Origin of the sequence: Streptacidiphilus rugosus AM-16, assembly GCF_000744655.1 — a bacterium.
Lineage (GTDB): Bacteria > Actinomycetota > Actinomycetes > Streptomycetales > Streptomycetaceae > Streptacidiphilus > Streptacidiphilus rugosus.
Genome location: NZ_JQMJ01000004.1, coordinates 2,459,294 through 2,482,839, shown reverse-complemented (window position 1 = coordinate 2,482,839; position 23,546 = coordinate 2,459,294). Strand labels below are relative to the sequence as shown.

21 protein-coding genes and 3 tRNA genes are annotated in these 23,546 nt (G+C 72.3%); 12 read left to right on the top strand and 12 right to left on the bottom strand.

Annotated features, from left to right (window positions below):
* Positions 1–76 precede the first annotated feature (76 nt).
* The 5 genes from BS83_RS20360 to BS83_RS20340 all read left to right on the top strand — a co-directional run bounded on the left by BS83_RS20360 (position 77) and on the right by BS83_RS20340 (position 6,712).
* Entirely contained in the window at positions 77–517 is a 441-nt protein-coding gene (locus BS83_RS20360) for a hypothetical protein (RefSeq protein ID WP_232248433.1), read from the top strand.
* A gap of 56 nt (positions 518–573) precedes the next feature.
* Positions 574–1,842 (top strand): deoxyguanosinetriphosphate triphosphohydrolase, encoded by a 1,269-nt coding sequence (locus tag BS83_RS20355; RefSeq protein ID WP_037605104.1) that lies wholly within the window; start codon positions 574–576, stop codon positions 1,840–1,842.
* Between the two features lie 210 nt (positions 1,843–2,052).
* Positions 2,053–3,324 (top strand): NAD(P)/FAD-dependent oxidoreductase, encoded by a 1,272-nt coding sequence (locus tag BS83_RS20350; RefSeq protein WP_037605103.1) that lies wholly within the window; start codon positions 2,053–2,055, stop codon positions 3,322–3,324.
* A gap of 59 nt (positions 3,325–3,383) precedes the next feature.
* Positions 3,384–5,291, top strand: a complete 1,908-nt coding sequence (gene dnaG, locus BS83_RS20345; RefSeq protein WP_084715013.1) for a DNA primase — start codon at positions 3,384–3,386, stop codon at positions 5,289–5,291.
* A 212-nt stretch (positions 5,292–5,503) separates the two neighbouring features.
* The gene (locus BS83_RS20340; protein WP_408641096.1) at positions 5,504–6,712 is read left to right on the top strand and encodes an RNA polymerase sigma factor; all 1,209 of its coding nucleotides are present in this window, start codon (positions 5,504–5,506) and stop codon (positions 6,710–6,712) included.
* A 179-nt stretch (positions 6,713–6,891) separates the two neighbouring features.
* On the opposite strand, the gene BS83_RS20335 is transcribed toward BS83_RS20340, so the two are convergent.
* Both BS83_RS20335 and BS83_RS20330 read right to left on the bottom strand, forming a co-directional pair.
* Positions 6,892–8,316: an FGGY family carbohydrate kinase gene (locus BS83_RS20335; RefSeq protein WP_037605102.1), complete on the bottom strand. Its 1,425-nt coding sequence runs from the start codon at positions 8,314–8,316 to the stop codon at positions 6,892–6,894.
* A 66-nt stretch (positions 8,317–8,382) separates the two neighbouring features.
* Positions 8,383–8,673 (bottom strand): hypothetical protein, encoded by a 291-nt coding sequence (locus tag BS83_RS20330; RefSeq protein ID WP_037605101.1) that lies wholly within the window; start codon positions 8,671–8,673, stop codon positions 8,383–8,385.
* Positions 8,674–8,923: 250 nt separating this feature from the next.
* Between BS83_RS20330 and BS83_RS20325 the strand changes: the two genes are divergently transcribed.
* The 3 genes from BS83_RS20325 (at position 8,924) to BS83_RS20315 (ending at position 9,778) form a co-directional block, all read left to right on the top strand.
* A tRNA-Asn gene (locus BS83_RS20325) sits at positions 8,924–8,996 on the top strand.
* Positions 8,997–9,035: 39 nt separating this feature from the next.
* Positions 9,036–9,108 (top strand) — tRNA-Asn (locus tag BS83_RS20320).
* Positions 9,109–9,178: 70 nt separating this feature from the next.
* Positions 9,179–9,778 carry an HdeD family acid-resistance protein gene (locus tag BS83_RS20315; RefSeq protein ID WP_232248432.1) on the top strand — a complete coding sequence of 200 codons (600 nt, stop codon included), beginning with the start codon at positions 9,179–9,181 and terminating at the stop codon, positions 9,776–9,778.
* Positions 9,779–9,810: 32 nt separating this feature from the next.
* On the opposite strand, the gene BS83_RS20310 is transcribed toward BS83_RS20315, so the two are convergent.
* Complete coding sequence (locus BS83_RS20310) at positions 9,811–10,671, bottom strand: SAM-dependent methyltransferase (RefSeq protein ID WP_037605100.1); 861 nt, start codon at positions 10,669–10,671, stop codon at positions 9,811–9,813.
* Positions 10,672–10,862: 191 nt separating this feature from the next.
* On the opposite strand from BS83_RS20310, the gene BS83_RS20305 reads away from it, so the two are divergent.
* Entirely contained in the window at positions 10,863–11,570 is a 708-nt protein-coding gene (locus tag BS83_RS20305) for a dienelactone hydrolase family protein (protein ID WP_037609497.1), read from the top strand.
* Between the two features lie 124 nt (positions 11,571–11,694).
* On the opposite strand, the gene BS83_RS20300 is transcribed toward BS83_RS20305, so the two are convergent.
* Together BS83_RS20300 and BS83_RS20295 are read right to left on the bottom strand one after the other, a co-directional pair.
* A tRNA-Ile gene (locus BS83_RS20300) sits at positions 11,695–11,768 on the bottom strand.
* A gap of 116 nt (positions 11,769–11,884) precedes the next feature.
* Positions 11,885–12,277: a MarR family winged helix-turn-helix transcriptional regulator gene (locus BS83_RS20295; RefSeq protein ID WP_051945475.1), complete on the bottom strand. Its 393-nt coding sequence runs from the start codon at positions 12,275–12,277 to the stop codon at positions 11,885–11,887.
* Between the two features lie 202 nt (positions 12,278–12,479).
* Between BS83_RS20295 and BS83_RS20290 the strand changes: the two genes are divergently transcribed.
* From BS83_RS20290 to BS83_RS20280, 3 genes are all read left to right on the top strand, one after another.
* On the top strand, positions 12,480–13,508 hold the full coding sequence (locus BS83_RS20290; protein ID WP_037605099.1) for an NADP-dependent oxidoreductase: 1,029 nt from the start codon (positions 12,480–12,482) through the stop codon (positions 13,506–13,508).
* A 318-nt stretch (positions 13,509–13,826) separates the two neighbouring features.
* Positions 13,827–14,321, top strand: coding sequence for a DUF3145 domain-containing protein (locus BS83_RS20285; RefSeq protein WP_037605098.1), 495 nt, complete (start codon positions 13,827–13,829; stop codon positions 14,319–14,321).
* 198 nt (positions 14,322–14,519) lie between these two features.
* A complete protein-coding gene (locus tag BS83_RS20280) occupies positions 14,520–16,790 on the top strand; it encodes a S53 family peptidase (protein WP_051943440.1) in 2,271 nt (756 codons plus the stop codon).
* Positions 16,791–16,822: 32 nt separating this feature from the next.
* On the opposite strand, the gene BS83_RS20275 is transcribed toward BS83_RS20280, so the two are convergent.
* The 7 genes from BS83_RS20275 to BS83_RS20245 form a co-directional block, all read right to left on the bottom strand.
* Positions 16,823–17,206 carry a hypothetical protein gene (locus BS83_RS20275; RefSeq protein ID WP_051943438.1) on the bottom strand — a complete coding sequence of 128 codons (384 nt, stop codon included), beginning with the start codon at positions 17,204–17,206 and terminating at the stop codon, positions 16,823–16,825.
* Entirely contained in the window at positions 17,203–17,787 is a 585-nt protein-coding gene (locus tag BS83_RS20270; RefSeq protein ID WP_037605097.1) for a TetR/AcrR family transcriptional regulator, read from the bottom strand. The genes BS83_RS20275 and BS83_RS20270 overlap by 4 nt, the downstream gene beginning before the upstream one ends.
* 488 nt (positions 17,788–18,275) lie before the next feature.
* A complete protein-coding gene (fabF, locus tag BS83_RS20265; protein WP_037605096.1) occupies positions 18,276–19,541 on the bottom strand; it encodes a beta-ketoacyl-ACP synthase II in 1,266 nt (421 codons plus the stop codon).
* 123 nt (positions 19,542–19,664) lie between these two features.
* Positions 19,665–19,907 carry an acyl carrier protein gene (locus tag BS83_RS20260; RefSeq protein WP_408641020.1) on the bottom strand — a complete coding sequence of 81 codons (243 nt, stop codon included), beginning with the start codon at positions 19,905–19,907 and terminating at the stop codon, positions 19,665–19,667.
* 31 nt (positions 19,908–19,938) lie between these two features.
* Entirely contained in the window at positions 19,939–20,955 is a 1,017-nt protein-coding gene (locus tag BS83_RS20255; RefSeq protein WP_037609493.1) for a beta-ketoacyl-ACP synthase III, read from the bottom strand.
* A gap of 56 nt (positions 20,956–21,011) precedes the next feature.
* Positions 21,012–21,938 (bottom strand): ACP S-malonyltransferase, encoded by a 927-nt coding sequence (locus tag BS83_RS20250; protein WP_037605094.1) that lies wholly within the window; start codon positions 21,936–21,938, stop codon positions 21,012–21,014.
* Positions 21,939–22,044: 106 nt separating this feature from the next.
* The gene (locus tag BS83_RS20245) at positions 22,045–23,208 is read right to left on the bottom strand and encodes a PucR family transcriptional regulator (protein WP_037609492.1); all 1,164 of its coding nucleotides are present in this window, start codon (positions 23,206–23,208) and stop codon (positions 22,045–22,047) included.
* Positions 23,209–23,546 lie beyond the last annotated feature (338 nt).

The window sequence follows — 23,546 nt, the reverse complement described above, 5'->3', positions numbered from 1 at the left end:
AGGCGCCCGCTCCGTCGACAGACGTCCGAAGCCGCCCCTAGCATCCACGCAGTGCCGTGATCGAGGGGGAGTCAGCATGGCGGAGAGCAGCACCGCGGAGAGCGGCGCCGTCGGGGGCAGTGGCGTCGGTGTCAGTGGCGTCGGGAGCGGTGCGTCCCACGCGGAACCGCGGTACGCGTCCGCGTTGCGGGCCGGGCTGGAGCTGGTCGGCTGGGTCGGTCTGCCGATCGCGCTCTGGCCGCACTCGATCCTCCTCGCCGTCGGCGTGGACGTGCTGCTGATCGGCGTCCCCGCCGTGCTGCAGACGCCGGGGGACAAGCCGGGGACCGTCGTCGCGGTGCCCGGATGGGTCACCGTGCTCATGGTCCTGGCCGAGCTCGGCGGCGCGGTCGCCGCCGCCTGGCTGCTCTTCCCGCGCTGGGCCGCGGTGCTGCTCACCCTCCTCGCGCTGGTCTGCTGCGGCACCGAGCTGCCGCGCTGGCGGCGGCTGCTGCGGGTCCGTTCGACCCGCGGATGAGCCGCTGACTGCGAGCCTGCCCCGTCGTGTCGGTCCCTGGCGTTACCGTGGCGGGAATGGACGAAACCGCGCAGGTCACCAGCTACAGCCCCGCCGCGCAGGCGCGTTGGGTGGAGGAGCCCGACAAGCGTCCCGGTCGCACCGCGTTCCAGCGCGACCGGGCGCGGGTGCTGCACTCGGCCGCGCTGCGCAGGCTGGCCGGGACGACGCAGGTCGTCGCCCCGCTGGAGAGCGACTTCCCGCGGACCAGGCTCACCCATTCGCTCGAGTGCGCCCAGGTCGGGCGGGAGCTGGGCGCGGCCTTCGGCTGCGATCCCGATCTCGTCGAGACGGCCTGCCTGGCGCACGACATCGGCCACCCGCCCTTCGGCCACAACGGCGAGGAGGCGCTCGACGTGGCCGCGGAGGCCTGCGGCGGCTTCGAGGGCAACGCGCAGAGCCTGCGCATCCTCACCCGGCTGGAGCCCAAGCGCTTCGTGCCGCACGTGGAGGAGGGCGGCCGGCCCATCAGCGTCGGTCTGAACCTCACCCGGGCGGCGCTGGACGCCGCCACCAAGTACCCCTGGCAACGCGGCGAGCACCCGGAACTGCCCAACAAGTACGGCGTCTACGAGGACGACCACGCCGTCTTCGCCTGGCTGCGGCAGGGCGCGCCGCCGCACCGGCGCTGTTTCGAGGCCCAGGTGATGGACTGGTCCGACGACGTCGCCTACTCGGTGCACGACGTGGAGGACGGCCTGCACGCCGGCCATCTCGACCCGACCGCGCTGGCCTCCGGCGCCGAGCGGGCCGAGCTGTGCGAGGTCGCCGCCCGGTACGCGCGCGGGGCGGAGCCGGACGAGTTCGCCGACGCGCTGGACCGGCTGCGGGCCGAGGAGTGGTGGCCGCACCGCTACGACGGCTCCGCCAGGGACCGGGCCGGGCTCAAGGACATGACCAGCCAGCTGATCGGGCGCTTCTGCACGGCCGCCGAGACGGCCACGCGCGCCGCGTACGGCCCTGGTCCGCTGACCCGTTACCGCGCGGACCTGATCGTGCCCCGCGAGGTGCGGCTGGAGTGCGCGGTGCTCAAGGCGGTGGCCGACCGCTACGTCATGCAGCGCGACGACCAGGAGCTGCTGCGCCGTCGGCAGCGCGTGGTGATCGGCGAGCTGGCCGAGGCCCTGGTCGCCTCGGCGCCGGAGGGGCTCGACCCGGTCTTCCGCACCCTCTACGAGGAGGCCTCGGACGACGCGGGCCGGCTGCGCGCCGTCATCGACCAGATCGCCACCTTGACCGACGCCTCGGCGCTCGCACGATACCGGGCCCTCGGCAGGCCCGCCTGAGATCCGTCACTTCACGAGGTCCCGGCACTCGTTGTGACGAATGATCAGCGACGCCCTCTTCACCTCGGGGTGGCCATGCGGGAGGCTCGCAGGAGCACCCGTGCACGGAGTACCCGGGCACGGGGCGGGCGAGTCCGGCGTACGGCGGGACGAGCGGTACGGCGGGTCAGTGGGACGAGCACCGAGCGAGCCGACAGAGGAGAACAGGACATGGCGGACGCGCACGCGACGATGGCGATCGTCGGGGCCGGACTGGCCGGCGCAAAAGCGGCGGAGACCTTGCGTGCGGAGGGCTTCACCGGGCGGGTGATACTGCTCGGCGCCGAGCGCGACCAGCCCTACGAGCGTCCGCCGCTCTCCAAGGGCTACCTGGCCGGGAGCACCGAGCGGTCCGAGCTCTTCGTGCACGACTCCGCCTGGTACGCGGCCCACGACGTGGAACTGCACCTCGGCTCGCCGGTGGTCGGCCTGGACCGGGGCACGCGCGAGCTCAGGCTCGGCGGGGACGGCGGCGTGATCGGTTACGACCGGCTGCTGCTGGCGACCGGCTCCGCGCCCCGGCAGCTGGACATCCCCGGAGCGGACCTGGGCGGCGTCCACTACCTGCGCCGGGTGGCGGACTCCGAGCGGCTGCGGGCGACGCTGCAGACGCTGGGCAGGGAGAACGGCACCCTGGTGGTGGTCGGCGCGGGCTGGATCGGTCTGGAGGCGGCGGCCGCCGCGCGCGCCTACGGGGCCGAGGTCACCGTCGTGGAGCCGCAGTCGACGCCGTTGCAGGCCGCGCTCGGCCCTGAGCTGGGCACGTTCTTCGCCGAGCTGCACCAGGAGCGGGGGGTGAAGTTCCACTTCGGCGCCACGGTCACCGAGATCGAGGGCCGGGACGGCATGGTGCTGGCGGCCCACACCGACGACGGTCAGGAGCACCCCGCGCACGCGGTGCTCATCGGCATCGGCGCGGCCCCGGAGACGGCCCTGGCCGAGCAGGCCGGTCTGGAGCTGGCGCCGCGCGAGGAGGGCGGCGGCATCGCCGTCGACGCGGCGCTGCGCAGCTCCGACCCGGCCGTCTTCGCGGCCGGCGACGTCGCAGGCGCCTGGCATCCGCTCTTCGAGCGCCGCCTGCGGGTGGAGCACTGGGCGAACGCGCTGAACGGCGGACCGGCGGCGGCGCGCTCGATGCTGGGCCAGGAGGTCGTCTACGACCGCGTGCCCTACTTCTACTCCGACCAGTACGACCTGGGCATGGAGTACTCGGGCTTCGCCGCGCCCGGCGGCTACGAGCGGGTGGTGGTCAGGGGTGACGCGGGCAAGCGCGAGTTCCTGGCCTTCTGGCAGGCGAGCGACGGCCGGGTGCTTGCGGGCATGAACGTGAACGTGTGGGACGTCACGGCGCCGATCCAGGCCCTGGTCCGCTCCCGCCGACCGGTCGACCCCGAGCGGCTGGCCGACCCCTCGGTCCCGCTGGAGCGGCTGCTGGAGGAGTAGTCCCCGCGGCAGGTTCACGCGTCCGCTGATTGTCCTGGTGCCACCGTAGACTGCTGGTCGTGGCGGGACGCATCAAGGACGAGGACGTGCAGGCGGTGAAGACCGCGCTGCGGATCGACGCTGTCGTCGGCGAGTACGTCCAGCTCGCCAACGGCGGCGGCGGTCAGCTCAAGGGGCTGTGCCCGTTCCACGACGAGAAGTCCGCCTCCTTCTACGTGAACCCCAGCAAGGGCGTCTACAACTGCTTCGGCTGCCAGGAGAGCGGCGACACCATCGGCTTCGTGATGAAGATCGAACACCTCTCCTTCGTGGAGACGGTGGAGCGGCTCGCCCCCTCGGTCGGCATCACGCTGCGGTACGAGGGCGGCTCCTACGTCCCCGGCCGCCAGCAGGGCGAGCGCACGCGCCTGCTGGAGATCAACAAGCTGGCCGCCGCCTGGTTCCAGGAACAGCTGAACAGCCCCGAGGCCGAGATCGGCCGGCGCTTCCTCAAGGAGCGCGGCTTCGAGCGCGAGGCCGCCGCCCACTTCGGCGTCGGCTACGCGCCCGCGGGCTTCGAGAACCTCACCCGGCTGCTGCGCGGCAAGGGCTACACCGACCGTGAACTGCTGCTGTCCGGCATCTGCTCGGAGGGCAGGCGCGGCCCGATGGACCGCTTCCGCGCCCGGCTGATCTGGCCGATCAGGGATCTGACCGGCGAGGTCGTCGGCTTCGGCGCGCGTCGACTGCGCGAGGACGACAACGGGCCCAAGTACCTCAACACCCCGGAGACCCCGCTCTACAAGAAGTCCCACGTGCTGTACGGGATCGAGCTTGCCAAGAAGGAGATCGCCAAGTCCGGCCGGGCCGTGGTGGTCGAGGGCTACACGGATGTGATGGCCTGTCATCTGGCCGGGGTCACCTCGGCGGTGGCCACCTGCGGCACCGCCTTCGGCGAGGACCACATCAAGATCCTGCGCCGGCTGCTGATGGACACCTCGGCCTGGAAGGGCGAGGTGGTCTTCACCTTCGACGGCGACGCGGCCGGCCAGAAGGCCGCGCTGCGGGCCTTCGAGGACGACCAGAAGTTCGCCGCGCGGACCTCCATCGCGGTCAGCCCCGGCGGCATGGACCCGTGCGAGCTGCGCATCGCCGAGGGCGACGAAGCGGTCCGCAACCTGATCGAACACCCGGTCCCGCTCTTCGAGTTCGCCATCAAGGCGGCCGTCGGCAGCCACAACCTCGACACGGCCGAGGGGCGCGCCGCCGCGCTGGAGCAGTCCGCGCCGATCGTGGCCCGGATCAGGGACCGCTCGATCCAGCACGAGTACGCGGTCCGGCTGGCCGGGCTGCTCGGCATCCTCGACGAGCCGTTCGTGGTGCGTCGCGTCGGCCAGCTCGCCCGCTGGGAGGCGCGTCGCGAGGCGTCGGGCGGCCCCGGGCAGCAGCGACGGCAGGAGCAGGCGCCGCAGCCGGCCACGCCGCAGCGGCCCGCGTTCCGGCTCGACCCGCGCAACCCCGGCCAGTTCGTCGAACGCGAACTGCTCAAGCTGGCCCTGCAGTTCCCCGCCCTGGTCGCGCCGGTGCTGGACGCGTTCGCGCCCGAGGAGTTCCCCACCCCGCCCTACGCCGCCGTGCGCGCCGCCATCACGGCGGGCGGCGGCGTCACCGCGGGGGCGCTGGCCGCGGACGTCTGGGTCGACGTGCTGCGCGAGGTCGCGCCCGACGACGCCGTGCGCGGCCTGATCACCGAGCTCGCGGTCGAGCCGGTGCGCACCCGGCGGGCCCCCGACGCGCTCTACGCCGGGGAGTTCCTGGTCAAGCTGCGGCTCCAGGCGGTGGAGCGGCGGGTGGCCGCCTGCCGCGGGCAGCTGCAGCGGCTGGGTGCGAACGCGGATCCCGAGCAGCTGGCGGCCGTCCAGGGCGAGCTGTGGATGCTGCAGCAGTACGGCCAGACGCTGCGGTCCCGTGGCGCGGAAGCGCTCTGACGGGGCGTCCGCGGCAGGGTTGACGGCCGCCGTTCTTCACCCTGGGTGACCGCTCCTTCACAGAAACTCTCCGCACGGGTCTCTGCTGCGGCCCCGCCCCTGCCGCACACTGGTTCTCGGTGCCCGATTCCTCTCAGTCGCGGCCCGTCGACCCCGGCGGCGCCGCGCCCCAGGCTTCCCGGACGGAGGGCGACGAACCGCCCCGCGTCCCGATGCCGCGTGTCCCGATCGCCGCTCCCCAGCAGGCGTCGGCCCCTCCTCCGGGGCGTCCTCCGGCGCCGGAAGGGATGGACGTGGACGTTGCCACGGCCCTCTACCCCTCGACCGTTCCCGTTCCACGACCGCCCACCCTGGAGCCGGTCCCCGCGGGCGACCCCTCCCCACCCGCCGCCGACGCGGACCCGGCGCCGACGCCTCCGGCCGAGGGTCCCACCCCCGAGGGCCCCACCAGTGAGGACCTGCGAGCCGTCGAGGAGGAGCCGCTGCCCTCGCTGGACGACAGCGGCGGACCCTCGGCGGACCTGTTCCGCCAGTACCTGCGCGAGATCGGCCGCATTCCGCTGCTGACGGCGGCGGACGAGGTCGAACTCGCCCGCCGGGTCGAGGCCGGCCTGTTCGCCGAGGAGTACCTGGCGCTCCGTCACGACACCGTCGACGACCAGCTCGCCGACGAGCTCGACCAGCTGATCCTGCGCGGCAGGATGGCCAAGCGCCGCCTGATCGAGGCCAACCTGCGGCTGGTCGTCTCGGTGGCCAAGCGCTACGTCGGCCGCGGCCTCACCATGCTGGACCTGGTCCAGGAGGGCAATCTCGGGCTGATCCGCGCGGTGGAGAAGTTCGACTACGCGCGGGGCTACAAGTTCTCGACGTACGCGACGTGGTGGATCCGCCAGGCGATGAGCCGCGCGCTGGCGGACCAGGCCCGCACCATCAGGGTGCCGGTGCACGTGGTCGAGCTGATCAACCGGGTGGTCAGGGTCCAGCGGCGGCTCCTCCAGGAACGCGGCGCGGAGCCGAGCACGGCCGATGTGGCGGCGGTTCTCGATCTGCCGCCGGAGCGTGTGCTGGAGGTCCTGCGACTGGCCCAGGAACCGGTCTCGCTGCACGCGCCGGTGGGGGAGGAGGACGACGTCGCGCTGGGGGATCTCATCGAGGACGGCGACGCGGCCTCCCCGGTGGAGTCGGCGGCCTTCCTGCTATTGCGCGAGCATCTCGAGGCGGTCCTCAACACGCTGGGCGAACGCGAACGCAAGGTCGTCCAGCTCCGCTACGGCCTGGCGGACGGCCGCCCGCGCACGCTGGAGGAGATCGGCCGACTCTTCGGCGTCACCCGGGAACGCATCCGCCAGATCGAGTCGAAGACGCTGAACAAACTCCGCGACCACGCCTTCGCCGACCAACTCCGCGGCTACCTGGACTGATTGGCCCAGTGGCGGCACGCTGGGGGCGCGGGGCTCTGCCGATGTGCGCCTCCGGCGCGTGGGCGCGACAAGCCACCCTGCGCGGATGGCCCTGCACGTTGAGGACCACCTGCTCATCAGTGGCTTGTCGCGCAGTTCCTCGCGCCCCTGGGGGTTGCAATGTGCCGTCAGCGCTGGCGTCAGGCGGTGAGTTCGGGGTGGGTCTGCTTCAGCGTGGCCTGGTACTGGGCGCGGACCGCGCCGCCGACCGCGGCGTCGTCGGTGGGGTCGAGGAGGGTGTGCGGGGTGGGAGGCTCCCAGGCCGGGGGTTCGGGCGTGCCCGCCAGCGCCCAGGCGACCTGGCGGGCGGCGCCGATCGCCGCGTACTCGGCCTGGGCGGGGACCACGACGGGGACCCCGAAGATGCCCGGCGCAGCCGCCTGCACAGCGGGGAGCCGGCCGGCCAGGCCGGTGAGGAAGACCCGGCGGACCGGGACGCCCGCCGCGCGCAGCGCGTCCAGCGCGTCGGCGAGGCCGCACAGCATGCCCTCGACGGCCGCGCGGGCCATGTGCTCCGGCTTCATCGACTCCACCCGGAGCCCTGACAACGTGCCCGCGGCGTGCGGCAGCGGCGGCGTGCGCTCGCCCTCCAGGAACGGCAGCAGGACCAGCCCGTACGCGCCGGGCGTGGACCTCAGGGCCAGCTCGCTCAGACCGGGCAGGTCCGTGCCCAGCATCAGGGCCGTCGCGCGGAGCACCCGCGCGGCGTTCAGGGTGACGATCTGGGCCAGGTAGCGGCCGGTGCCGTCCGCGTAGGTGGCGACCGAGGGGTCCGTCAGGGACTCCTCGTGCACCGCGTGGATCGTCGCCGAGCTGCCGAGGGCGACCATCGCGTCGCCCGGCGCCAGGCCGAGGCCGAGCGTCGTGGCCATCGTGGAGCCGGTGCCCGCGGAGATCAGCAGGCCCTCCGGGCTGTGCCCGGCGGCCTCGGCCGGACCGAGGACGGTGGGGAACTGCTGCAGTTCGTGGCCCAGGGCCAGGGCCGCGAGGTCGGGGCGGTAGCGCTCCTCGACCGTCGACCAGTAGCCGGTGCCGGAGGCGTCGCCGCGGTCCGTGGTGCGGCGCGCGGACTGGCCCAGCAGTTGCCACACCAGCCAGTCGTGCGGGAGAAGCACCTCGGCGAGCCGCTTCGCCGACTGCGGCTCGTGGTCGGCGAGCCAGCGCAGCTTGGCGACCGTGGCGGAGGCCAGCGGGACCGCGCCGACCGCGTGGGACCAGGCAGCGGGGCCGCCCAGCTCCTCGACCAGGGCGATCGCCGAGGTCGCGGCGCGGGGGTCGTTGCGCAGCATCGCCGGCCTGACCAGCACGCCGCCGGCGTCCAGGCCGATCAGGCCCTGCTGCTGGGCCGAGACGCCGATGCCGGAGATGCCTTCCAGTACGCCGCCCTCGGCCGCCGCGCCGAGCGAGCGCAGCCACGCCTGGGGATCGATCTCGGCCGGTGCGGAACCGGCGGGGACGCCGGGGTGCGGCGCGCGGCTCTCGCGCAGCACCGCGCCGGTGTCGGTGTCGCAGACGGCGATCTTCGTGAACTGGGCGGAGCAGTCGATTCCCGCGGCGATGGCCATGCCGAGATCATGCCTCATCCACCCACCACCACGCGTGTGTTCGCGCCGGTGGGTCCGGCCGGGACGTCAGCCCTGGCTGTCCCAGTCGTCCAGCGTCCCGCCCCGGTTGCTCAGGTAGGGGATGCGGTCGGTGACCGAGTTCGGCAGCCGGTCGCCGACCCGGTCCGCCACCGCCTGGCCGGCCTTGTTGGCCGCGCTCCCCGCCGCCTGCTTCGCGCCCCGGGTCGCGGACTGCACCGCGGAGGTCTGCGAGAGGTCGCGCGCCGTCTTGCGCAGTTGCTCGTACCGCTCCCGCCCCGCACGCGTGCCCAGCACATAACCGATGGCCAGGCCCGCGATGAAAGTGAGCTTGCGCATACCCTCCGCCCTTCTGCCTACGTGGCTCTGCTGCCCGTCAGCTGTTCACCTGGAGCCTAGGCGGGGCCGCTGGGGGCCGCCTCCTCGGCACGCCGCCGGGGGCCGGCGAGAGCCCCGTCACATGCGCCTACCCCGGGCCCGTGGCCCCGAACCGCAATGGATTGGCGGAGCACCCCCCCACGTGCGCTAATGTATGACCCGCAGCAAGCGCCGCCGCGGTCCACCGGGGCGGGGCGGCCGCGGCGAACGATCCCCCATAGCTCAATTGGCAGAGCAGCCGACTGTTAATCGGCAGGTTATTGGTTCGAGTCCAATTGGGGGAGCGCAGTACCACGCACGATCCCCGCAGTACCGAAGTTCGATCCCCCATAGCTCAATTGGCAGAGCAGCCGACTGTTAATCGGCAGGTTATTGGTTCGAGTCCAATTGGGGGAGCCTCTCCTCGCGGCGCCATCCGCCGTTCTCCGCCGCGCGCCCGCGGCGCTTCTCTCCGACGATGGTGGTCATGGACCCCTCCTCGGAACCCCCGCTCGGGGAAGCCCTGCCCGGCCCGCTTCAGCAGATCGCCCGCAGTGCGTGGCAGATCGTGCTGGTCCTGGGCGTCCTCACGCTGGCACTGGGCGTCTTCGTGCTGGTCTGGCCCCATGTGACGCTGACCGTCGTGGGCGTGCTGTTCGGCGTCTACCTGCTGATCGCGGGCGTTTTCCAGCTGGTCGCGGCGTTCGGTACGCATATCTCGACCGCGCTGCGCGTGATGGCCTTCATCAGCGGCACGCTCTCGATCCTGCTGGGCCTTTTCTGTTTCCGGGGCAAGCTGGAGTCGATCCTGCTGCTGGCCCTCTGGATCGGCATCGGCTGGCTCTTCCGCGGCATCACCCACACCATGGCGGCGATCTCCGACCCGTTCATGCCGGCCAGGGGCTGGCAGATCTTCGCGGGCGTCGTCAGCGCGATCGGCGGCGTGGTCGTGCTGGTCGCGCCGTTCGCCTCGATCGCGGTGCTGACCGTCTTCGCCGGGATCTGGCTGCTGGTGATGGGCGTGGTCGAGATCGTGACAGGGCTCCAGGTCCGCAGCCGGGCGAAGTCGATTCCGCCCGGCATGTAGGCGTGCCGGGCGGACCGCTCAGCGCCTGACCCTCAGCGCTTGAGCCCGACCGCTCCGTACGCGTGCGCGTGGGCCCGGGGGAGCGCCGCGTCCTCCGGGTCGCCGTCCGGACGCCACTCGTGGACCGGCACGATGCCGGGCTCGCAGAGATCGAAGCCGCTGAAGAAGGCCTCGACCTGCGCGCGGCTGCGCGGCACCAGCTGCACCCCGGCACTGCGGTAGGTCGGGACCACGCTGTCGCCGCCCGCCGCGCGGTCCTGCTGCGGGAGCAGGTCGCCGGTGATGTGGGAGAGCACCAGCACGCTGCCCGGGGCGAGTTCCGAGGCGAGCCGGGCCAGGACGCGGCCCGGCTGGTCGCTGTCGGGGACGAAGTGCAGCAGTGCGACGGTCAGAAGCGCGACCGGCTTGCCGAAGTCGAGCAGTTCGCGGGTCTCGTCGGCGGCGAGGATCTTCTCCGGGTCGCGGAAGTCGGCGTCGAGGTAGGCGGTGCGCCCCTCCTGCGTGCCGCGCAGCAGGGCGCGGGCGTGGGTGAGCACGATGGGGTCGTTGTCGACGTAGACCACCCTGGCGTCCGGCGCGACCGACTGGGCGACCTCGTGGGTGTTGTTCGCCGAGGGGATGCCGGTGCCGATGTCGAGGAACTGACGGATGCCCAGCTCCCGGGCGGCGAAGCGGACGGCCCTGCCGAGGAACCTGCGGTTGGCCCGCGCCCCGGCGGGGGCCGTCGGGAGCAGCTTCACCACGTGTTCGGCGGCGGCCCGGTCGGCCGGGAAGTTGTCCTTGCCGCCCAGGTAGTAGTCGTACATCCGGGCCGAGTGGGGTACGTCGGTGCGCAGGTTCAGCGACGGCTGCCGGTCCGCCGGCCGGTCGGCTCTCCCCGTGTGGTCCGCCATGTCGGAATCCCCCGTTCGTTCCCAAGCTGTCTGCCCGCCAGGGGCTCTGAGTTCGTGTCAGTCGTCTGGTGGGACAATCGTGCTGCATGGTAGCGCCCGGAGCCTGTGCCCGGTTCGGGCAGCCTGGTGCTCGGGATACCGGGATGGGCGCCGTCTGGTCCGCCGGTCCGGCCGCGGTCTACCGTCGAGACATGATCACCACCGAGCGCATCGAGATCCCGGTCCCCGACGGCCCGCCGATGGGCGGGTACCTGGCCCGGCCCGAAGGGCCGGGCGACCACCCCGGCGTGATCGTCGCCATGGAGCTGTTCGGGGTCGACGGCCACGTGCGGGAGGTCTGCGAGGACCTCGCGGCACGCGGGTTCACCGCGCTGGCTCCGGACTTCTACCACCGGATCGAGCCGGGCGCGGAGTGCCCGCGCGACGACGAGGGGCGGACCCACGCCTTCGAACTGCTGGCACAGCTCACCCGCGAGGGGGTCCTCGCCGACGCCGGCGCGGCTCTGGAGCGGCTGCGCGGACTCGGCGTGCGCCCGGCCGGAATGCTCGGACTGAGCGTCGGCGGCCACTTCACCTACCTGGCCGCCACCGCCTACGACCTGCCCGTGGCGGCGGTCTTCTACGGTGGCTGGCTCACCGGCACCGAGATGCCGTTCAGCCGTCCCGAGCCCACCCTGGAGCGCACCTCGAAGATCACCGGTCGGGTGCTCTACCTGGTCGGGGAGGAGGACCACGTCATCCGGCCCGGGGAGCAGCGGCAGATCGCCGCGGCGCTGGCCGAGGCCGGTGACCGGCACGTGTTCGTCGCCTATCCGGGCTGCGGCCACGGGTTCCTGCGCACCGACCCCGAGGCGGCGGAGGACGCCATGGCCAGGGTGGAGGCGGCGCTGCGCGGCTGAGGTGACGCACCGTTCGGTGCCGCTCGTCGTCGTTCGAGCGAGCCGGCTCCTTTTGGGTGAAAAAGGCTCCGCGGTGCATGCACCGCGGAGCCTTTTCGCTAACGTACTGCCAGGTCGAACTCAGTGGGGCCGGTGGGACTCGAACCCACGACCAAGGGATTATGAGTCCCCTGCTCTAACCGGCTGAGCTACAGCCCCGTTGTGACGCGCCAGTCGTACATCAGCACGAGCGGCCCTGTATTTGGGCCGCTCGCCGCAGCATAGCTGGTGAGACGCTGCCCGTGCGCGCGGGGTTCCATCCTTCAGGAGTGTGATCAGTCCTGATGCCGGGCCTGAACCAGCATGCGCCGCAGTAGATCGCGGAGCTGGGCCCGCTCCTCGGAGTCGAGGGCGGCCAGCGGCTCACGGGCGAAGCCCAGCGACGCGCGCAGCTCGGCGGCGGCCGATCGGCCCGGCTCGGTGGCGACGACGAGCTTGACCCTGCGGTCCTCGGGGTCGGCCTGGCGCTCGACCAGACCGCGTCCCTCCAGCCGGTCGACGATGCCGGTGATGTTGGAGGGCTCGCAGGCGAGCGTCTGGGCGATCTGCCGCATGGGCAGCGGGCCGCGCCGGAGCAGGGCCAGCACCTTGGCCTGGGCGCCGGTGAGCGAACGTGCCGCGGCGGCCACGTCGTACTCCTTGTGGAAGACCCCGACCAGGGCGGCCATCAGCTCGACGACCTCCTGGGTGAGCGGGTCTCCGCCGTCCTCGGCGGGGTCTACCGGGTCGACGGTGGCGGCGTCGGTGGCGGTTTCGGACGGCTGGGTGTGCGGGTGCATGCTTCGAGGGTACCTGAATATTTGACATGCTGAACCTTTTCCCGCACCGTTGCTTGAGGTAGTCAACGTTTCAGGCCGAAAGAGAATCGCCATGACTGAGCCGACCCCGACCCTCCCCGCCACCGGCCGCGAGTGGCAGCTGGCCGCCCGCCCGCAGGGCTGGCCCACCGCCGCCGACTTCGCACTGGTCGAGACCCCCGTCGGCGCCCCCGCGCCTGGCCGGATCCTGGTCCGCAACGAGTACCTGAGCGTGGACCCCTACATGAGGGGGCGCATGAACGACGTGAAGTCCTATGCTCCGCCGTTCCAGCTGGGCCGGGCCATGGAGGGCGGCGCGGTCGGCCGGGTCGTCGCCTCCGCCGCCGAGGGCTTCGAGGTCGGCGACGCGGTCCTGCACGGGCTCGGCTGGCGCGAGTACGCCGACGTCCCGGCCCAGCACGCGGTCAAGGTCGACGGCTCGGTCGCGCCGCTCCAGGCCTACCTCGGCGTCCTCGGCATGCCGGGTCTGACCGCCTATGCGGGCCTGCTGCGGGTCGGCCGGTTCCAGGAGGGCGACGTCGTCTTCGTCTCCGGCGCGGCCGGCGCGGTGGGCAGCGTCGTCGGACAGGTGGCCAAGCTGCGCGGCGCCTCGCTGGTCGTCGGCAGCGCCGGCTCGGACGAGAAGGTCCGTCGGCTGGTCGAGGAGTTCGGCTACGACGCCGCCTTCAACTACAAGAACGGCGACATCGCGGGGCAGCTGGCCAAGGCCGCGCCCGAGGGCATCGACGTCTACTTCGACAACGTCGGCGGCGAGCACCTGGAGGCCGCGATCGGCGCGCTTCGGCTGCACGGCCGCGCGGTGCTCTGCGGCGCCATCGCCCAGTACAACGACACCACCCCGCCGGCGGCCCCGCGCAACCTGGCGATGACGATCGGCAAGCGGCTCAGCCTGACCGGCATGCTGGTCGCCGACCACTACGACCTGCAGCCGGAGTTCGTCGCCGAGGTCGGCGGCTGGCTGCGGGACGGCCGGCTCCGCTTCGAGGAGACCGTGGTCGACGGCTTCGACCACGCGGTGGACGCGTTCCTCGGCATGCTGCGCGGTGCGAACACCGGAAAGATGCTGGTCCGCATCGGCTGAGCGGGACGGGCGGTCGGCTGGTCCGACTGTCGGTCAGCATGACAATCACCACCCGGGCGGGCCGGCTTGTGCCGTCCGGGTGGTTCCGCCGGACTCGGGCCCATGCGGCCGGGTTCGGCGGTACCGTTTCTCCCCGGGGTCACGCCCGGTGGTGGGCGACCGGTCCGGTGCGAGGCGGCCCACCGTGGTTTATCGCAAGGCGATATGGGTAGTCGTCAGCCCATAACAGAAATACCGGACATACCGTCATCAGACGTACCTGCAGGACGTGGCACGAGACCGCTGGGGAAGGCGTCCCTCGCCCACAATGGAGGTCCGGTGACGACTCGTGGAGTTCTGTATGTGCACTCCGCGCCGCGCGCACTCTGCCCGCACGTCGAGTGGGCCGTGGCCGGCGTGCTCGGCCAGCGCGTGAGCCTGGACTGGATCCGTCAGCCCATCGCGCCCGGCACCTGGCGTGCCGAGCTCTCCTGGCAGGGCGCGCCCGACACCGCCTCGCGGCTCGCGTCCGGACTGCGCGGCTGGCATCTGCTGCGCTTCGAGGTGACCGCCGAGCCGATCACCGGCGCCGAGGGCGAGCGTTTCAGCAGCACGCCGGAGCTCGGCATCTTCCACGCCGTGACGGGCGTCCACGGCGACATCATGATTCCCGAGGACCGGCTCCGCGCCGCGCTGCTGCGCGCGCGCCTGGGCGAGGGCGAGCTGGAGTCGGAGATCTGCCGCCTGCTCGGCAAGCCGTGGGACGACGAGCTCGAGCCCTTCCGCCATGCCGGCGACGGCGCGCCGGTGCGCTGGCTGCACCAGGTGGTCTGAACGGTCGATTCCGCCCTGGCTTCGGGCACGAAGGGAAATTCCCACCGGTCGGGGGCCCCCGATCGGGGGGCGCGAGCGCACTTGGTTGCGCCGCTCAACTGCGCCTGATTCCGGCCCCGTCATGAGGGTTCTCTTGTCCGGGTATGCCTCGGATGTCCTGTCGTCGTGCGTCCGCTTGCGTCCGGTATCTGTAGCAGATTGTTCATTTGTCGGACAATCAGAAAGCGCCTTCTGAAAACTGACGCTGTATCCACTCCTGGTGGTGTCAGCCGCCGAATCTTCCCCCTGACGACCCTTGCGCCACAAAACGCAGCCCGTGTACACATCAGACCCAGAGCGCTCGAACAGCTGTCGTCTGTTGCCGCTCCCTCTGCCCTGACGGACCTTCACCTTGGAGTCGTCATCACGAACCACACCTCCCGCGCCCGCCGCGGCCGGATAGCCACTGTCGCCGCGGCCTCGCTGGCGCTGGCCTCCGGCTCGCTGGCCCTGGCCGCGCCCTCTCAGGCCCACGCGCCCGCCCCCGCCGCCAAGGCTGTCGCAGGCAGCCACCCGGCCTGGGCGACGAACAACGCCGACCAGGGCAGCCTCGCCGCGGCGACGCAGCTCTCGGCCACTGTCTACCTGCAGGGCCAGGACCCGGCCGGACTCGCCGCCTACGCCAAGGCCGTCTCCGACCGGACCAGCCCGGAGTACCGCAAGTTCCTCACCCCGGCCCAGTTCCGCGCCCGCTTCGGCGCGACGGACGCGCAGATCGCCGGTGTCCAGGCGTGGCTGCGCGGCGCCGGTCTGACCGTCGTCAGCACCACCCAGCACGCCGTCACGGTCCGGGGCACCAGCGCCGCGATCGGGCACGCCTTCGGCACGACCGTCCACCAGTACCGCGTCGGCGGCAAGCTGGTGCACGCCCCGGCCGGCAACCTGGTCGTCCCCGCCTCCGTGGCGAGCTCGGTCATCGGCGTCACCGGCGTCACCTCCACGATCGGCCAGGGCGCCCGCCCGCAGTCGGTCAAGGTCCGCAACACCGCGACGGGCACCGGCACCAAGCCGGGCGACGGCCTGCCGCAGGTCGCGACCTGCTCCAACTACTGGGGCGAGAAGACGGCGACCGGCGCTCCGGCCGGTTACGTCCCTGGCGCGGTCCCCTTCGACCAGTGCTCCTTCGTCCCTTCCCAGCTGCGCAAGGCCTACGGCATCACCGCCTCGGGCCTCACCGGCAAGGGCGCGACCGTCGCCATCGTCGACGCCTACGGCTCGCCGACCATGCTCTCGGACGCGAACACCTTCGCCACCGCCCACGGTGACAAGGCGTTCCGCCCCGGCCAGTACAGCGAGCTCGTCGACCCGTCCAAGTGGACGGCGCAGGACGCCTGCGGCGGCGCGGACGGCTGGGCGGGCGAGGAGTCGCTGGACGTCGAGATGGTGCACGGGCTCGCCCCCGACGCCAAGGTCGTCTACGTCGGCGCGAACTCCTGCAACGACGCGGACCTGATGGCCTCGCTGTCCACCATCGTCGACCAGCACCTGGCGGATGTCGTCTCCAACTCCTGGAGCGAGATCATGCACACCACGGACGCCGGTGACATGACGCAGACGCAGATCCAGGCCTACGAGCAGATCTTCCTGCAGGGTGCGGCCGAGGGCATCGGCTTCGACTTCTCCTCCGGCGACTGCGGCGACGAGTCGCCGGCCGCCGCGGCGACGGGCGTCAACTGCCAGTCGGACACCTCGCGTGCGCAGACCGGGTACCCGTCCTCCGACCCGTACGTCACCGACGTCGGCGGCACGGCCCTCGGCCTGGCCGACGCGAAGGGCCGGTACGGCTTCGAGACCTCCATGGGCAACCTCCGCTCGGCCCTCTCGGCCGACGGCACGTCCTGGAACCCGAACCCGGGCTACTTCTACTTCGGCGGCGGCGGCGGCACCAGCGAGGACTTCGCCCAGCCGTGGTACCAGATGGGCACCGTCCCTGGCTCGCTGTCGCACACGCTGATGACCGGCGCGCACAGCAAGACCGCGCAGCGCGTCACCCCCGACGTCGCCATGAACGGCGACCTGTACACCTCTGTCCTGGTCGGCCAGACCAGCGGCGGCGTGTACAGCGAGGGCGGCGTGGGCGGCACCAGCGTCTCGGCGCCGGAGTTCTCCGCGGTCCAGGCGGACGCGATCCAGGCCCAGGGCTCCGCGATCGGCTTCGCGAACCCGGAGATCTACCTGCGCTCGCAGCTCGGCCTCTTCCGCGACGTCGTCAACAAGCAGGCGATGCGCCACCAGGCCCCGCTGAGCAACGTCGCGGACTTCGGTGTGATCGGCGGCTCCCTGCGGGTCCGCCTGATCGCCTTCGGCGAGGACACCTCGCTGCAGGCCACCCCCGGCTTCGACAACGCCACGGGTGTCGGCTCGCCGACCGCCGCCTACCTGGACTCGTTCCTGTGGGGCGACTGGGCGGGTTTCGCCAAGAAGCACTGACGCGCCGAGGCGCTGAGGCGCCGAGGTAGGGATCAGTTCCGACTGGGCCCGGTGGGGGAGTTCCTTCCCCACCGGACCCAGATCGTCGTTCCGGCGACGATCAGGACGGCGCCGACGGCGAGCCAGGGCCAGGGGCTCCACTCCTCCGTGCAGCCGTGCGCGTCGCAGACGTTCCCCGGCCCGCCGCGGTTCAGCCAGGCGATCACCAGCGGCAGGAGCCCGCCCCCGGCGAACACGCCGGGTATGCCGGGGTGCGACCGCGGGGTCCGGCCCAGCAGAGCGAGGGCGGCGAGCGTCAGCAGGCCGACGTAGACCCCGATCGTCAGCACGGTCAGCAGCGCGGTGGCCCCGCCCGCCCCGACGGCGGCCCAGGCCAGGAACCACGGCCAACTGCGCGTGTTCTCCGGTGCGTTCATGACGTCCTCCGTGGCTTGAAGAAGTCGAGCAGCCTGGCGATCGATGCGGCGCGGTCGAAGAGCGCGAGCGCGGGCGCGCGGTCCTCGTCGAGATTGGCGAGCAGTTCGAGCCCGAGGTAGAGCGCGACGACGCCGTGCGCCAGCTCGTCCGGCGGGCCGAGCCGTGCGGCCGGCGTCCCCCGCAGCGCGTCCGCGGCGAACCCGCGCCAGGGCCGCAGCCGTGCGGCCACCTCGGGCCGCAGTTCGCTGTCGCTCTGCGCGGCGGCGATCATCTCCACCAGCACGGCTACGTGCCCGTGGTCGAGATCCTCCTCGAAGACGGCCCGCGCGGTGGTGACGAGCTCCTTGAGACTCCGGCTCCCGTCGACCAGCGCCTGGTACCGCTCCCGCCGGGACTCGGCGACGCGGTCGAGGGCGGCGAGCAGCAGACGCTCGACGGAACCGAAGTGATAGAAGATCAGCGCCTGATTGCACCCCGCCCGCCCCGCGATCTCCCGCGCGCTGGCATGCGCATGCCCCTTCTCCCGCAGGGTGCTGATCGCACCCTCGATCAGGGCTTCCCGCGTCTCGGCTGTGGCCATCCCCCGCCGTCCCCTGGTTTTAAGCACTCGCTCAAAACCGAGAATATGCTGACGGCGGCTCAGCTGCAATGCCCAAGGGGCGCGGGGAACTGCGCGAGCGACCACCCTGTGCGGATGGCCCTGCTCGCTGGGCGACTCACCACACAGGGTGGCTTGTCGCTCAGTTCCCCGCGCCCCTAGAAGTTGCAACTACCTCGCCGTCGGGAAGCGCAGCTTGGCTCGTCGCGCCCACGCGCCGGAGGCGCATATCGGCGGAGCCCCGCGCCCCTAGAAGTTGCAACTACCTCGCCGTCGGGAAGCGCAGCTTGGCTTGTCGCGCCCACGCGCCGGAGGCGCATATCGGCGGAGCCCACGCGCCGGAGGCGCATATCGGCGGAGCCCACGCGCCGGAGGCGCATATCGGCGGAGCCCACGCGCCGGAGGCGCATATCGGCGGAGCCCCGCGCCCCTTCTGCGTTGCAACTACGTCGCCGTCGCGAAGCGGGCTGCTAGACGGTGCGGAAGGCCAGGACGACGTTGTGGCCGCCGAAGCCGAAGGAGTTGTTCAGGGCGGCGATGCGGCCCTCGGGGAGGGCGCGGGCGTCGCCGGTGACGATGTCGGCGTCGATCTCCGGGTCGAGGTCGTCGACGTTGATCGTCGGCGGCGCCAGCCGGTGGTGCAGGGCGAGGACCGTCGCCACGGTCTCGATGCCGCCCGCGCCGCCCAGCAGGTGGCCGGTCATGGACTTGGTCGCCGAGATCGCGATGTGGTCCAGGTGGTCGCCCAGGACTCGGCGCAGCGCCTTGACCTCGGCCGTGTCGCCCTGCGGGGTCGACGTCGCGTGCGCGTTGACGTGCACGACCTCGGCCGGGTCCAGCTCCGTCGCGTCCAGCAGGTGCTGGATCGCGCGGGCCACGCCCGCGCCCGTCGGCTCCGGCTGGGCGATGTGGTGGGCGTCGGAGGAGAGCCCCTGGCCGACCGCCTCGCAGTAGACCTTCGCCCCGCGCGCGGCGGCGTGCTCCGCGGACTCCAGCACCACGACGCCCGCGCCCTCGCCGAGGACGAAGCCGTCACGCGCCTTGTCGTAGGGGCGCGAGGCCTCCTGCGGGTGGTCGTTGTTCTTGGACATCGCCATCATGTTCGCGAAGGCGACGATCGGCAGCGGGTGGATCGCCGCCTCCGTGCCGCCGGCGACGACGACGTCGGCGCGGCCGGTGCGGATCATCTCGATCGCGTAGCCGATGGCCTCCGCGCCCGACGCGCACGCGCTGACGGGGGTGTGCACGCCCGCCCGCGCGCCGACCTCCAGGCCGACGTTGGCGGCGGGGCTGTTCGGCATGAGCATCGGCACGGTGTGCGGGGAGACGCGGCGGACGCCCTTCTCCTTCAGCACGTCGTACTGGTCGAGCAGGGTGGTCACGCCGCCGATGCCGGAGGCGACGACCGCGCCCAGACGCTCGGGGGCGACCGCGGAACCCTCCTCGGTGGCCGGGGTGGTGAAGCCCGCGTCGGCCCACGCCTCGCGCGCCGCGATCACGGCGAACTGCGCCGAGCGGTCGAGCTTGCGGGCGAGCGGACGGGGGAGGACCTCGCCGGGGTCGACGGCGGTGCGGGCGGCGATACGGACCGGAAGGTCCGTGGCCCACTCGTCCTCGAGCTGCGAGACGCCGGAGCGGCCCGCGATCAGGCCCTCCCAGGTGGAGGTGGCGTCGGCGCCGAGCGGCGTGAAGGCGCCGATCCCGGTGACGACCACGGTGCGGTTGTCGCTGGTCACTGCTCTGTCTCCTGGAAGGGGGAAGTCCGGTGGTTCAGAAGTGCTGGGCGCCGAGAGAGGCGCCTTGAGGCGCCGAAGGGTGCCGCCGCCTGCGGCGGCACCCCCCGAAGTGAGCCGGCAGGCTCAGGAGTTGGCGAGGATGTAGTCCACCGCGTCGCCGACCGTCTTGAGGTTCTTGACCTCGTCGTCGGGGATCTTCACGTCGAAGCGCTCCTCGGCGGCGACGACGACCTCGACCATGGACAGCGAGTCGACGTCCAGGTCATCGGTGAACGACTTGTCGAGCTCGACGTCCTCGGCCGGGATCCCGGCGATCTCGTTGACGATCTCTGCGAGACCGGAGAGGACCTCGTCCTTGGTGGCCATGATGGCTCCTTCTAGTGATGAACGGTTGTACCTACGGGAGGGTAACGACTGCGGCTGCGTAGACGAGACCCGCCCCGAAGCCGATGATGAGCGCGAGATCCCCGCTCTTCGCCTCGCCGGACTGGAGCATGCGCTCCATGGCCAGCGGGATGGAGGCCGCCGAGGTGTTCCCGGTCTCCGCGATGTCGCGGGCCACCGGGACCGACTCGGGCAGCTTCAACGCCTTGATCATGGCATCGATGATGCGCATGTTCGCCTGGTGCGGGATGAACGCGCCGAGCTGGTCGGCGGTGATCCCGGCGGCGTCCAGGGCCTGCTGGGCGGCCTTCGCCATGTCCCAGACGGCCCAGCGGAAGACCGTCTGGCCCTCCATCCGGAGCGCCGGCCACTTGGTCTCCTCGCCCGCGCCGTTGACGGCGTCGGGCTTGGCGAACGCGGTGTCCCACGCGGCGGTCTGGCTGATGACGTCCGCCTGCGAGCCGTCCGAGCCCCAGATCACCTTGCCGATGCCCGGGGAGTCGGAGGGGCCCACCACGGCCGCGCCCGCGCCGTCGCCGAAGATGAAGGCGGTGGAGCGGTCGTGGATGTCGGTGAGGTCGGAGAGGCGCTCGACGCCGATCACGATCACGTACTCGGCGCTGCCGCCGCGGATCATGCCGTCGGCCAGCGACAGGCCGTAGCCGAAGCCGGCGCAGGCGGCCGAGATGTCGAAGGCGGGCGCGGTGCCGCAGCCCAGCCGGTCGGCGATCTCGGTGGCGATGGCGGGCGTCTGCTTCAGGTGGGACACCGTCGCGACGATGACGCCGCCGACCTGGTCGGCGGAGATCCCGGCCATGGCGAGCGCCTTGCTGGCGGCCTGGACCGACATCTCCGCGACGGTCTCCTCCGGGCCGGCCCAGCGGCGCTCGGTGATGCCGCTGCGGGTCCGGATCCACTCGTCCGAGGACTCGATCCAGTTCAGGACCTCGGAGTTGGGGATGACCCGGGTCGGACGGTAGCCGCCGACCCCGTGGATGCGCGCGTGCTGGGCGCCGGTGGCCGGCCTGATCTGCGGGCGGGCGGCGGACTCGGCGGCGGGGTCTCGGTGTGCTCTGCTGTCATGTCTCAGGCCCCCTGGGGTGCGTGCTCGGCGATGAGTTCCCGTGCCTTGTCCAGGTCGGCCGGGGTCTTCAGAGCGAGGTGGGCCACGCCCTTCAGGTTCCGCTTGACCAGGTTGGTCAGCGTGCCGGCCGGCGGGACCTCGATGACGCAGGTGGCGCCCAGGCGCTCCAGCGCCTCCATGCACAGGTCCCAGCGGACCGGATTGGAGACCTGGCTGACCAGGCGGGCCACGACCTCGGCGCCGCCCTCGATGGTCTTGCCGTCGGCGTTGGAGACGTAGGCGACGCGCGGGTCGGCGACCGGGACACCGGGGGCGATCTTCTGCAGCCGGGTCACGCCGGGGGCCATGTGGTGGGTGTGGAAGGCGCCGGCCACGGCCAGCGAGATGACCTTGGCCTTCTCGGGCGGGTCGGCCTTGAAGGCCTCCAGCTGCTCGAGCGTTCCCGCGGCGACGATCTGGCCGCCGCCGTTGTTGTTGGCCGCGGTGAGCCCGTGCTTCTCGATGACGGCCGCGACCTCGTCCGGGTCGCCGCCGAGGACGGCGGCCATGCCGGTGGCGGTCTGCGCGGCGGCCTCGGCCATGGCCAGGCCGCGCTGGCGCACGAAGGCCAGGGCGGACTCCGCGGACAGGGTGCCCGCGATCGCGGCGGCGGTGATCTCGCCGACGCTGTGGCCGGCCACGGCTCCGAGCCGCTCGGGTGCCAGGCCGAGCGCGCCGAAGGCGGCCAGGCCGGAGGCGACCAGCAGCGGCTGGGCGACGGCGGTGTCCTTGATGGCGTCCGCGTCGGCCTCGGTTCCGTAGTGCACCAGATCCAGGCCTGCCACCGCGGACCACCAGTTCAGGCGGTCGGCGACGCCGGGCACCTCCAGCCAGGGGGCGAGGAATCCGGGCGACTGGGCGCCTTGTCCGGGAGCAACGAGTACGAGCACGTCATCAACCTTCTCTTGTCCGGCCGGTGCGGCGCGGGTGAGGACCGCGACGAAGAACCACCGGTCGAGTTGTGGACTCCCTACAGCCGTGCATCATCCCAGGTCATCACGGCTGGAGTCGTCCCAGCGCCAGGGCGATACGCAGGGTGAACGCGGATCGCACGTCCGAGGGGGCGTAGCCCGTGACGTCGGTCACACGGCGCAGCCGGTACCGGACCGTGTTGGGGTGCACGAACAGCATGCGCGCCGCCCCCTCCAGAGAGGAAGCCTGCTCCAGATAGACCGAGAGCGTGTCGAGCAGCGCTGAACCGGCCTCGTCGAGCGGTGCATAGATCTCCTCCACCAGCTGCGCCCTGGCCTGCGGATCCCCGGCGAGCGCGCGCTCGGGCAGCAGGTCGTCGGCGAGGACCGGGCGCGGCGCGTCCGGCCAGGCGGAGCAGGCGCGCAGCCCGGCCGCGGCGGCCTGCGCGGAGCGGGTGGCGGAGAGCAGGTCGGAGACGGTCGGGCCGATGACGACCGGACCGGGGGCGAACTGGCCGAGCAGTGCCCTGGCGGCCACGACCGGGTCCCAGAGCCGTTCGCCGTTGCGCGGCTTCTTCTCGCCGACCACCACGACCAGCCGGGCGCCGAGCACCCCGGTCAGCACGTGCAGCTTGGCGTGCCGGGCGGCCCGGCGGATCGCCTCGACCACCAGCTCGCTGTCGCCGGCCGGAGCGCTGCCCATCACGACCATGATCCGGTCCGGTGCGCCCCAGCCGAGCGCGGCGGCGCGGGAGAGCACGCCCTCGTCCGCGTCGCCGGAGAGCAGCGAGTTGACCACCAGCGCCTCCAGGCGGGCGTCCCAGGCGCCGCGGGCCTCGGCGGCCTGGGCGTAGACCTGGGCGGTGGCGAAGGCGATCTCGCGGGCGTAGACCAGCACGGCCTCGCGCAGCGCCTCCTCGGCGCCGGGCGCGGCGACCTCCTCGATGGCCTCCTCGACGACCTCGGTGGTGGTCCGGATCATCTCGACCGTCTGGCGCAGGGTGACCGCCCTGGTCAGCTCGCGCGGGGCGGTGCCGAAGACGTCGGCGCTGATCGCCTGCGGGGCGTCGGGGTGGCGGAACCACTCGGTGAAGGCGGCGATGCCTGCCTGCGCGACCAGGCCGATCCAGGAGCGGTGCTCCGGGGGCATGTTGCGGTACCAGGACAGGTTCTCGTCCATCCGGGCGATGGCGGCGGTGGCCATCTTGCCCGCGGCGCGCTCCAGGTTCTTCAGCGTCGCCGCGTGCATGTCGCTGGTCGCGGTGACGGTACGCCGCTCGAACGCGGTCCCGCGCTTGGACCCGCGCCGGGGCGATTCGCTCGCGGGGGAGTCGGCTGGGTCCGCCGTCGCCTTGTCGGCGGGCTTCTTCGCGGTCTTCTTGGCGACTGGGGCAGGCACAGGACTAAGCGTGCACCATTCGTGTCCGGTTCCGCGCAGCGGAGGCACCGGCGGGTGCGTGGTCCCGGTCACAACGGGCGGTCGCCGCGGCCTTTCCGGGGACGCCAGGGGGACGCCAGAGGGGCGCCAGACACGGTCGGAAGACTCTGAGAGGTCCAGACCAATCGTGCCGGACGGGCCGGCACGGG

Bases quoted from the DNA above. Each gene is read 5' to 3' on its own strand.
- BS83_RS20360 (WP_232248433.1), top strand. From the start codon at position 77: ATGGCGGAGAGCAGCACCGCGGAGAGCGGCGCCGTCGGGGGCAGTGGC.
- BS83_RS20355 (WP_037605104.1), top strand. From the start codon at position 574: ATGGACGAAACCGCGCAGGTCACCAGCTACAGCCCCGCCGCGCAGGCG.
- BS83_RS20350 (WP_037605103.1), top strand. From the start codon at position 2,053: ATGGCGGACGCGCACGCGACGATGGCGATCGTCGGGGCCGGACTGGCC.
- BS83_RS20340 (WP_408641096.1), top strand. From the start codon at position 5,504: ATGCCGCGTGTCCCGATCGCCGCTCCCCAGCAGGCGTCGGCCCCTCCT.
- BS83_RS20335 (WP_037605102.1), bottom strand. From the start codon at position 8,316: ATGGCCATCGCCGCGGGAATCGACTGCTCCGCCCAGTTCACGAAGATC.
- BS83_RS20330 (WP_037605101.1), bottom strand. From the start codon at position 8,673: ATGCGCAAGCTCACTTTCATCGCGGGCCTGGCCATCGGTTATGTGCTG.
- BS83_RS20315 (WP_232248432.1), top strand. From the start codon at position 9,179: ATGGACCCCTCCTCGGAACCCCCGCTCGGGGAAGCCCTGCCCGGCCCG.
- BS83_RS20310 (WP_037605100.1), bottom strand. From the start codon at position 10,671: ATGGCGGACCACACGGGGAGAGCCGACCGGCCGGCGGACCGGCAGCCG.
- BS83_RS20305 (WP_037609497.1), top strand. From the start codon at position 10,863: ATGATCACCACCGAGCGCATCGAGATCCCGGTCCCCGACGGCCCGCCG.
- BS83_RS20295 (WP_051945475.1), bottom strand. From the start codon at position 12,277: ATGGCCGCCCTGGTCGGGGTCTTCCACAAGGAGTACGACGTGGCCGCC.
- BS83_RS20290 (WP_037605099.1), top strand. From the start codon at position 12,480: ATGACTGAGCCGACCCCGACCCTCCCCGCCACCGGCCGCGAGTGGCAG.
- BS83_RS20275 (WP_051943438.1), bottom strand. From the start codon at position 17,206: ATGAACGCACCGGAGAACACGCGCAGTTGGCCGTGGTTCCTGGCCTGG.
- BS83_RS20270 (WP_037605097.1), bottom strand. From the start codon at position 17,787: ATGGCCACAGCCGAGACGCGGGAAGCCCTGATCGAGGGTGCGATCAGC.
- BS83_RS20260 (WP_408641020.1), bottom strand. From the start codon at position 19,907: ATGGCCACCAAGGACGAGGTCCTCTCCGGTCTCGCAGAGATCGTCAAC.
- BS83_RS20245 (WP_037609492.1), bottom strand. From the start codon at position 23,208: ATGCACGCGGCGACGCTGAAGAACCTGGAGCGCGCCGCGGGCAAGATG.